Source organism: Gordonia hongkongensis (genome assembly GCF_023078355.1).
GTDB lineage: Bacteria > Actinomycetota > Actinomycetes > Mycobacteriales > Mycobacteriaceae > Gordonia > Gordonia hongkongensis.
This window is the reverse complement of the sequence record NZ_CP095552.1, coordinates 4,193,103-4,202,487: the sequence shown is the minus strand read 5'-3', so window position 1 is coordinate 4,202,487 and position 9,385 is coordinate 4,193,103. Positions and strand designations below refer to the sequence as shown.

Annotated in this window: 7 protein-coding genes and 1 pseudogene; 7 read left to right on the top strand and 1 reads right to left on the bottom strand. The window is 69.1% G+C overall.

Annotated features, from left to right (window positions below; translation table 11 throughout):
* The first annotated feature begins 80 nt into the window (after nucleotides 1-80).
* Nucleotides 81-1,031 carry a hypothetical protein gene (locus MVF96_RS18990; RefSeq protein ID WP_418930402.1) on the top strand — a complete coding sequence of 317 codons (951 nt, stop codon included), beginning with the start codon at nucleotides 81-83 and terminating at the stop codon, nucleotides 1,029-1,031.
* Nucleotides 1,032-1,083: 52 nt separating this feature from the next.
* On the opposite strand, the gene MVF96_RS18985 is transcribed toward MVF96_RS18990, so the two are convergent.
* Entirely contained in the window at nucleotides 1,084-1,713 is a 630-nt protein-coding gene (locus MVF96_RS18985; RefSeq protein WP_137810304.1) for a TetR/AcrR family transcriptional regulator, read from the bottom strand.
* 278 nt (nucleotides 1,714-1,991) lie between these two features.
* Between MVF96_RS18985 and MVF96_RS18980 the strand changes: the two genes are divergently transcribed.
* The 6 genes and pseudogenes from MVF96_RS18980 to atzF all read left to right on the top strand — a co-directional run bounded on the left by MVF96_RS18980 (nucleotide 1,992) and on the right by atzF (nucleotide 9,272).
* The gene (locus tag MVF96_RS18980; RefSeq protein ID WP_247450047.1) at nucleotides 1,992-3,581 is read left to right on the top strand and encodes an amino acid permease; all 1,590 of its coding nucleotides are present in this window, start codon (nucleotides 1,992-1,994) and stop codon (nucleotides 3,579-3,581) included.
* Between the two features lie 118 nt (nucleotides 3,582-3,699).
* The gene (locus MVF96_RS18975; RefSeq protein WP_247450046.1) at nucleotides 3,700-3,918 is read left to right on the top strand and encodes a hypothetical protein; all 219 of its coding nucleotides are present in this window, start codon (nucleotides 3,700-3,702) and stop codon (nucleotides 3,916-3,918) included.
* On the top strand, nucleotides 3,915-4,766 hold the full coding sequence (locus MVF96_RS18970; RefSeq protein WP_247450044.1) for an urea amidolyase associated protein UAAP1: 852 nt from the start codon (nucleotides 3,915-3,917) through the stop codon (nucleotides 4,764-4,766). Before MVF96_RS18975 ends, MVF96_RS18970 begins: the two co-directional genes overlap by 4 nt.
* 27 nt (nucleotides 4,767-4,793) lie before the next feature.
* On the top strand, nucleotides 4,794-5,474 hold the full coding sequence (locus MVF96_RS18965; RefSeq protein WP_058253818.1) for an urea amidolyase associated protein UAAP2: 681 nt from the start codon (nucleotides 4,794-4,796) through the stop codon (nucleotides 5,472-5,474).
* A gap of 59 nt (nucleotides 5,475-5,533) precedes the next feature.
* Nucleotides 5,534-7,603 carry a 5-oxoprolinase/urea amidolyase family protein gene (locus tag MVF96_RS18960; protein WP_247450042.1) on the top strand — a complete coding sequence of 690 codons (2,070 nt, stop codon included), beginning with the start codon at nucleotides 5,534-5,536 and terminating at the stop codon, nucleotides 7,601-7,603.
* Nucleotides 7,600-9,272: pseudogene (gene atzF, locus MVF96_RS18955) on the top strand (allophanate hydrolase). The gene MVF96_RS18960 and the pseudogene atzF overlap by 4 nt, the downstream one beginning before the upstream one ends.
* Nucleotides 9,273-9,385: the final 113 nt, after the last annotated feature.

The following is a 9,385-nucleotide window of genomic DNA, read 5'->3' as shown; positions in this document are numbered from 1 at the left end:
ACAAGAACGGCAAATCCGGCGCACACCGTTGCCCACGTCCGCGCGGTCGCCGCCCGGCGGGCGCCTTGCTTGGCTGCGCAATGGCCGCGTCGCTCACGGTGACGGCCCCGGCCGTGGCCCAGGCGGTCTCACCCGGGGTGGCCCTGCCCGTCCCGGTGGTACCCTCCTCATCGACGTCGGGAGCACAAACACTGCCCGGCAACGCTTTCCGCATCGCGCAGATCGACGCCGCGCTGGTCTCGGATGCGGCGCCGGTGGTGGTCGGGTCGTGGCCGGACGTGACGTCGGTCGTCCCGACGCCGGGGCCGCGGCACCTACGGCCACTCGGTTCGGTGGCGGTGCCGGTCGCCGATGTCGGGGACCGGGTTCGGGTCGGCAACCTGGACCTGACCCGTCCGCGAGCGGTGTCCCCGCAACTGGCCGCGCAGATCTCGGCGGGAGCCGGCGAGATCGTCCAAGGAATCTCGGATGTGTTGCAGAGCAACGGGGTACCGGTCTCGCGGGCCGACCGGGTGGCCGAGCAGATGGTCGGTGACGCCGCGGTCGGTGGCGTCATCGGAGCCGGGGTGGCAGCACCCCTCGCCCTCGCGGTCGGCGGTGTGGTGGGCGGCGGACTGGGTCTGCTGTTCGGAATCCCGTTCTTGCCCACCGGACTCGTCGTCGGACCCGTGGTGGGGACGGCTCTGGTCGCCACCCTCGTTGCGCTGCCCGCGGTCGCGGCCGGTGTCGCGATCGGTGCGGCGCACGGCTACGACAAGGGCTGGAAGGTGCCGGTCGACAAGCCGCGACACCTGCGCGCGGACGCCACCGAGGTGTCGGCCGAGCGGGTCGTCGTCCCGCATCAGCCGCGGCATGCCGCCCCGGAGCCGGTCGTACCGCAGGTCACCGGGCCGGTCGGCCGGCAGCTCGCCCCGACCCCCGCGGTGAAGCAGGTCGAACCCATGCGGAGTGTCGGGAGTGGTCCGGCGGACTGCTCCATCGTGCGCAAGATGGAGGTGGCGCTGCAGGGTGGCGTGATCGGAACCTGCTAGCCGTCACGCTCGCGGGAACTCCGTAGCGACGTCGGCCATGTGCGCTCTGTTGCTACAGGATTCGCGAGATCGCGTCGACGACGGTGGCGGCGAGACCGGCAGCCGTGTGCTCGCCGAGCTCGCCGCGCTGTTCGTCGGCGCGCATCATGATGACCGACTCCACCAGCCGGAAGGGGAGCAGCGTCCGCTTGTCGGTGGCATCGCCGAGTGCCGCGGCCGCTAGAGCGGCATACGAGTCGGCCAATTCCTGCCGTGCTGAACGGAATTCGACGAAACGCTGGTCGGCGACCTCGGGCAGCAGGTACAGGGCGCCGAGGTTCCAGCGCGACTGTGCCAGCTGATCGACATCGAAGCGCGCGAGCTCCAGCAGCCGCGCGAGCGCGGGTCCATCCCCGTCGAGGAGTACCCGCGCGCGGTCGAGTGAGGCGACGACTGTCGTCTCCAGCAGGGTCGCGAGAATGTCGTCTTTGGTGCCGAAGTAGTGGTACATCGACGCCTGTCGGATGCCGACCGCCTCGGCGATCATGCGTGTCGACGTCCCGGTGTACCCGTGGCGGGTGAACAATTCGGCAGCGGCGTCGAGGATCTCCTCGCGCGCGGTCTGCCCGCGGCGTCGGGCCTGTACCAGGCGCGGGCGGCCGCGGCCGGTCGGCGTCGGGGCCGTACTCGAGCCGGACGGCATGTCGTCTCCTCAATTGCGTCAACAGATCTCGCAACCCGGGCATCTTGTGACCCGGATTTCTCGACCCTAGCCGACAGGCCGCGTGCTTCGGCCGTTCGCGGACCCGCCGACCGGGAAAATCCCAGGCGCGTTACGCGGACGTAACGGGAGTTTTCACGACCGGAACAATTCTGTCAATCGATAGAAATCAGCGAGGGCTTACCTATCAGGTGACAGGAAACAGTGCCTGCCTCAACCGTGCTCAACGTGGAGCTTCTTCTCGGAAAGGAAGACCGCGCATGACCTCCACCCCCGAAGTGGCTCCCGCGGCATCGCCCTCCTCGGCCGCTGGATCATCGTCCGGCCCGGGCGCCGGAGATGCCGACGCACACGACCTCTCGGCACTCGGCTACGACCAGCAACTCCATCGTTCGCTCGGCAAGTTCGCGTCCTTCGCCGCCGGGTTCTCGTTCGTCTCGATCCTGACCACGATCTTCCAGCTGTTCGGTCTGGGTTTCGGTTTCGGCGGCCCGGCCTTCTTCTGGACTTGGCCGATCGTCTACGCCGGCCAGTTCCTGGTGGCGCTGTGCTTCGCCGAAATCGCGGCGCGATACCCGATCTCGGGCGCGATCTACCAGTGGTCCCGGCGAATGGGCGGCGAGGTCGTCGGTTGGTTCGGCGGCTGGTTCATGATGATCGCGCAGGTCGTCACCGCTGCCGCGGCCGCGATCGCCCTGCAGGTCGTCCTGCCGTCGATCTGGATCGGCTTTCAGATCATCGGCGACGACCCAACCCTCACCACCACGAGCGGTGCGGCCAACGCGGTGCTCCTCGGCTCGGTCCTGCTGGTCATCGTGACCGCGATCAACTGCATCGGTGTCCGGTGGATGAGCCGGGTCAACAGCATCGGCGTCGTCTGCGAACTGGTCGGTGTCGTAGCGGTGATCCTGGCACTGTTCACCCACGCCCAGCGCGGTCCCGACGTCGTCTTCGACACCGGCGTTCCCGGTCAGCAGCCCGGTTACATCTGGGCGTTCATCGTCTCCGGTCTGATGGCCGCGTACGTCATGGTCGGTTTCGGGTCGGCGGGTGAGCTGGCCGAAGAGACGAGGGACCCGCGCCGCGTCGCACCGCGCACCATCCGGATGGCGCTGACCGTCTCGGCCATCGGCGGCGGACTGATGCTGCTCGGCACCCTGATGGCGGCACCCACCCTCGATGAGCAACTCGCGACCGGCGGTCTGCCGTACGTCCTCGATTCCGTGCTCGGCAGCTTCTGGGGCAAGGTCCTGCTCGCCGACGTGGCGGTGGCCATCTTCATCTGCACCCTCGCCATCCAGACCGCCTGCTCGCGTCTGATGTTCTCCATGGCTCGCGACGGCCGGCTCCCGTTCTCGGCGCAACTGTCACATGTCAACAGCCGCACCGGCACCCCGATCCTGCCGTCGATCCTGATCGGTGTGCTCTGCATCGGCATCCTGCTCGTCAACGTCGGCAACTCGGCGATCTTCGCGACCCTCGCCAGCGTGTGCATCATCCTGATCTACCTCGCCTACCTGGCCGTCACCGGCCCGATGCTCTACCGGCGGTTCCAGGGCTGGCCGCACGGCAGCGGCCGGGACACACCGGCCGTCGACGCCGGCGGACGAAAGCTGTTCAGCCTCGGCCATTTCGGGATCGTGGTGAACGCCCTCGCGGTGCTCTACGGCGTCCTGATGGTGATCAATCTGGCGTGGCCGCGGGCCGAGGTCTTCGACCCGTCCGGTGAGATGCCGATCCTCCGCTGGGCCGGCCCCATCTGCATCGTGGCGACCGTCCTCGTCGGCATCGCCTGCTACCCCCGCGGAAAAGAACACCCGCGACCGGTGACGACCTCCCCGTCCGCCTGATGCCCCCTTGCTCCCTAATCCGAAAGAACCGCACAACCACTGCTCCCTGAGGAGCGCCCGGAGCTTGCGGAGGGCGCGTCACGAAGGGGCCTGGCGAGACGAGTTGCGAAGACCCTTCGTGACGCTCGCAAGCTCGCTCCTCAGGGAGCAGGGGGAGACGCTCGCAAGCTCGCTCCTCAGGGAGCAGGGGGAGACGCTCGCAAGCTCGCTCCTCAGGGAGCAGGGGGAGACGCTCGCAAGCTCGCTCCTCAGGGAGCAGGGGGAGACCCTCGCAAGCTCGCTCCTCAGGGAGCAGGGTGGCACCCGAACACCATCTACAACAAGGAGTTCCGAATGAGCACGATCACCGCGGCGGGTACCGGCACCACCATCGGCGCCCGCGAACACGCCCGTGCGCAGGCCGGTGCCATCACCGACAGCATGCCGGTGGTGCCGCCATCGGCCTGGCCCAACCCGCCCGCAGACGTCCCGCTCACCTCGCTGACCTGGGCGGAGACGGTGCCCGGTGGCCGCTACACCAGCAAGGTCCTGGCACGGGGGACTCGGTTGCGGCTCACCGATGTGGCCGGCGCGGCCTGCGCCCATCTGCTGCTCTGGCGCGCCGACACGCCGTGGGAGCGTCTCAACGTCGCCGACACCGTGAAGGTCCCGTGGCAGGCGTACCTGGGTGCGGGTCATCCGCTCCTCAGCGATCAGGGCCGCGTGCTCGCGACCGTGGTCGCCGACGACTCCGGTCACCACGACGCCCTGTGCGGTACCTCGACCCTCGCGGGCAATACCGCGAGATACGGAGCCGGGGAGGTGCATTCGGGTAGTCCGGCCGGACGTGAGCTGTTCACGCTCGCGGCCGCGAAGCACGGTCTGACACCCACGGATGTGGCGCCGTCGCTGTCGTTCTTCCACGGCGTCACCGTCGACGCCGACGGGACACTGCGCTCGACCGGCAGCGCGGGCCCCGGGCGTTCGGTCGATCTGATCCTGCATCTGTCGTGCACAGTCGCGATCGCCAACACCGCGCATCCGCTCGACCCGTCGCCGCATTTCGACACCACCTCGCTGGAAGTGCTGGCGTGGCAGGCGAAGAGCGACCTCGACACGCTGCTGGCCGAGGTCGCCGGCACCGACCCCGAGTACCAGCGCGCGGTCGCCAACTCCGAAGACGTCTGGGCCGCGGCTCATCACTGAGCCGACCCACAGAGAGGACCACCCATCGTGACCGAGACAAACACCGCACTCATCACCGATTTCGCCTCGGCGCCCGCCGCCGAACTCGCTCTCGTCCCCGGCGCCGTCGTCGACGACGCGCATGTGGGCGACCGGGCTCCGTGGTCGGGCGTCGTCGCCGCCGGCGACGTGCTGACCATCGTCGACCTGCACGGCAACCAGGCCGTCGACACGCTGTTCTACGCCGCCGCCGACACTGCCCAGCGGTATTCGGCCCAGGCGACGATCGCCGCGCAGGGCAACATCTTCCTCACCACCGGCAGCGTGATCCGTGACCACGACTCCACTCCGCTGATGACGATCGTCGCCGACGAGGTCGGCAACCACGACACCCTCGGCGGCGCCTGCTCGCAGGAATCCAACACGCTGCGCTACGGCCACCACACCAAGCACCAGCACGCATGCGTCGAGAACTTCCTCATCGAGGGCAGCCGGCACGGCCTCGGCAAGGCCGACCTCGTCGGCAACGTCAACTTCTTCATGAACGTCCCCGTCGATCCCGACGGCTCGCTGGGGATCGTCGATGGGTTGTCCGCCCCCGGCAAGCGACTGGCGCTGCGCGCCGAGGTCGACACCCTCGTGCTCATCTCGAACTGCCCGCAGATCAACAACCCCTGCAACGGATTCGATCCGACGGCGGTGCGCGTCATCGTCACCCGGCCGTCCTGACCTCCGTTCACCTCCACGCCCCCCGGGCGTCGCCTGACTCCGACGAGGAACCCACTATCATGTCTGCCACCACCACGGGCGCGGTGACCGTACTGCGGTCCGGTCCGCTCACCACCATCCAGGACTGGCCCGGCCGGGTCGGGTACTGGAAGGTCGGCGTACCCCCCTCCGGTCCGATGGACGACCTGTCCTTCCGGCTCGCCAACATCGCTGTCGGCAATCCGGGGACGGCAGCCGGTCTCGAGATCACAGTGATGGGGCCGGCCCTGCGGTTCGACCGGTCCGCGGTCGTGGCCGTCACCGGGGCGCCGGTCCCGGTGACGATCAACGGAACAGTTGCACCGCAATGGGTTCCGCTGACTATCGAACCAGGTGACGTGCTCGACATCGGATCGATCGGTGCGCTCGGCATGCGGGCGTATCTGGCGGTGGGGGGCGGGTTCGACGCCGCCGATCACCTCGGGAGCCGGTCCACCTTCACCATGGGCAAGTTCGGCGGGCTCGACGGGCGGGCACTGGTGGCCGGCGACGATCTCGCGTTGCTGGGTGCGCCGGTCGGCGCGCCTCGGCGCATCCTGTCCGACGAGCAGCCGGCGTTCACCAACAGCTGGCAATTGGCGGTGACCGTCGGACCCCACGGCGCCCCGGAGTTCTTCACCGAGGACGACATCGCCGATCTGTTCGCGACCGACTACGAGGTGCACTTCAACTCCGACCGGACCGGTATCCGGCTGATCGGACCCAAACCCCGGTGGGCGCGCGACGACGGTGGCGAGGCCGGTCTGCACCCGTCGAACATCCACGACACCGCCTACTCGGTCGGTGCCCTCGACTTCACCGGGGACACACCGATTCTGCTCGGCCCGGACGGCCCGAGTCTCGGTGGATTCGTGTGCCCGGTGACGGTCACGACCGCGCAGCGCTGGAAGCTCGGCCAGCTGAAGCCGGGTGACACGATCCGGTTCGTCGCGGTGCGCGGTGACCGTGCGGCCTCGCCCGCCGAGGTCGGGTTGGGCCGGCGGGCGTGCTTCGTCGACGTCCTGTCGTCGGGCGGCGACGCCGACAACGGAATCCTGGGCACCACGACGACCGCCGACGGATCGACCACCGTCACCTACCGCCGGTCCGGCGACGACAACGTGCTCGTCGAGTACGGCGAGATGCACCTCGACCTGGCCCTGCGGGCCCGCGTGCATGCGCTGGCCGAGCGGATCGCCGCCGAGAAGCCGCGCGGGCTGGTCGATCTCACGCCGGGAATCCGCTCCCTGCAGGTGAAGGCGGACCCGGATGTGTGGTCGCAGGCGCAGATGCTGGAGTGGCTGACCGAATGCGAGAGCCAACTGCCGGCCGCCGAAGACCTCGTGGTGCCGAGCCGCACGGTGCACCTGCCGCTCTCATGGGAAGACCCGGCCACTCGCGAGGCGATCGAGCGGTACATGCTCGGCGTGCGGTCCGACGCCCCGTGGTGTCCGTGGAACATCGAGTTCATCCGCCGGATGAACGGCCTGGACTCGGTCGACGACGTGTACCGCACGGTCTTCGACGCGAGCTACCTCGTGCTCGGCCTCGGCGACGTCTATCTCGGTGCGCCGGTGGCCGTTCCGCTGGATCCACGCCACCGCCTGGTCACGACCAAGTACAACCCCGCCCGCACCTGGACCCCGGAGAACGCGGTGGGTATCGGCGGCGCCTATCTGTGCATCTACGGCATGGAGGGCCCGGGCGGTTATCAGTTCGTCGGACGGACAACCCAGGTGTGGAATCACCGGCATCCGTTGCCGGCCCCGGGTTTCGATCCCGAACATCCGTGGCTCCTGCGGTTCTTTGATCGAATCCACTGGTATCCGGTCAGCGCCGAAGAGCTCTTGGACATGCGGGCCGACGTCGCCGCCGGGCGCGGCGACAGCACGAAGATCGTCGACGGTGAGTTCTCGCTGGCCGCGCATCAGCGCTTCCTCGACGAGCACGCCGGTGACATCGCGACTCGCCGGGAGACGATGGAGATCGCCCGTGCGGAGGAGCGCGAGAGATGGTCGTTACAAGGTGAATTCGCTGCGCGGGCGGCCGGTGTGAGCGTGGCCGACGGCGGAGCGTCGGAGAGCGCGGACGACGAGGAGCGGGTGGCATGAGCAGGATCGACGAGGTGTACGCGCGGATCGCCGAGGCGGATCGTCCGGAGGTGTTCATCACGCTCCGGCCCGAGGCCGAGGTGCGTGCCGAATACGAGCGGTCCGTCGCGACCGGCGGCCCGCTGGCGGGCATTCTTCTCGCGGTCAAGGACAACGTCGACGTCGGCGGTCTGCCGACCACCGCCGGGTGTCCCGGTTTCGCTTTCACCCCCAAGGCCGATGCGCCTGCGGTCGCCGCCCTGCGTGCGGCCGGCGCGGTGGTGCTGGGCAAGACCAATCTCGACCAGTTCGCGACCGGACTGGTGGGTACGCGCAGTCCCTATGGTGCGGTGCGGGATTCCCGACGCCCCGACCGCATCTCGGGTGGATCGAGCTCGGGGTCGGCGGTGGCGGTGGCCCTCGGATTCGCCGACATCGCCATCGGGACCGACACCGCCGGGTCGGGTCGGGTGCCGGCGGGCCTGCAGGGCATCGTCGGTGTCAAGCCGACCCTCGGTGTCGTCTCCACCGACGGAGTCGTACCCGCCTGTCGGAGCTACGATGTCCTCACCATCTTCGCCGCCGACCTCGCGCTGGCCGACCGATCGGTTGCGGTGATGGCGAAAGCCGCTGGGACACGCCCCTTCCCGAAGTCTATGCCCTACGCCGCGCCCGAACGCCCGGTCGTCGCCGTGCCCACCGAGCTGCCCGGTCTGGACGACAGATGGCGCGCCGCGTTCGACGACGCGGTGCATCGTGCCGAGGCGGCGGGGCTCATGATCAAGACCATCGACCTGTCGCCGTTCCTCGAGGCCGCCCGGCTCCTCTACGACGACGCGCTCGTCGCCGGCGATACGAGGCGGTGGGGGAGTACCTCGATTCCGTTGCCGATCCCGGCGCCGCCGGCCTCGATCCGACGGTGTCGGCCATCATCGGTGCGGCGGACCGTTTCTCGGCGGTCGACCTGTTGCGCGCCCGTCGTCGTCTCGCGGACCTCCGGGTGGCGGCGATGGACCAGTGGGGCGATGCGACGGTCCTGATGGTCCCGACCGCGCCGGCGCACCCGACGCTCGCCGAGGTGGCCGCCGATCCGGTGGGCGTGAACTCGCGGATGGGCACATACACCAACTTCTGCAACCTCTTCGACCTCTGCGGACTCGCGGTGCCGGCCGGGACGGTCGTCGAAGACGACGGCAGCACAGCACAGTTCGGCGTCACGTTCCTGGGCGTCGCGCATGCCGACGCCGTGCTCGTCGACGTGGCACGTCGCTTCGTCGGTGACGACTCGGTGGCGCCCTCCTGGGCGGAGCCCGACGATGCGATCGAACTCGCGGTCTTCGGGGCGCACATGCGGGGTGGGCCTCTGACGCACGAGCTGAGCGAACGGGGTGCCCGGTGGGCCGGCGAGGTCACCACGACCCCGTCGTACCGTCTGGTCGCACTTGACACGACCCCGCCCAAACCGGGACTGATCCGCGATCCCGAGGCCGGCCGTGCGATTCGCGGCGAGGTGTGGACGCTCGCCCCGTCGGCGCTGGGGGAGTTCCTGGCCGCCCTGCCCGAGCCGATGATGCTGGGCAAGGTCGAGATCGCCGCGGGAGAGAGCGGTCCCGCCCGCTGGGTCGTGGGATTCGGGTGCGCCGCCGACGCCGGTGCCTCCGGTCAGGGTCTCGACCGCGACCGCTGGTAGGAGTGGGACGTCTGACCAGAACCGCCGATTCGTGCCATTTCCTCCGATCGACCATCTGTTCACCGAGCGTGATGATTCACTTACTCAGCTCGGGCGGTCGGGGAGAAGAGGGT

Bases quoted from the DNA above. Each gene is read 5' to 3' on its own strand.
- MVF96_RS18970 (WP_247450044.1), top strand. From the start codon at position 3,915: ATGAGCACGATCACCGCGGCGGGTACCGGCACCACCATCGGCGCCCGC.
- MVF96_RS18990 (WP_418930402.1), top strand. From the start codon at position 81: ATGGCCGCGTCGCTCACGGTGACGGCCCCGGCCGTGGCCCAGGCGGTC.
- MVF96_RS18960 (WP_247450042.1), top strand. From the start codon at position 5,534: ATGTCTGCCACCACCACGGGCGCGGTGACCGTACTGCGGTCCGGTCCG.
- MVF96_RS18980 (WP_247450047.1), top strand. From the start codon at position 1,992: ATGACCTCCACCCCCGAAGTGGCTCCCGCGGCATCGCCCTCCTCGGCC.
- MVF96_RS18985 (WP_137810304.1), bottom strand. From the start codon at position 1,713: ATGCCGTCCGGCTCGAGTACGGCCCCGACGCCGACCGGCCGCGGCCGC.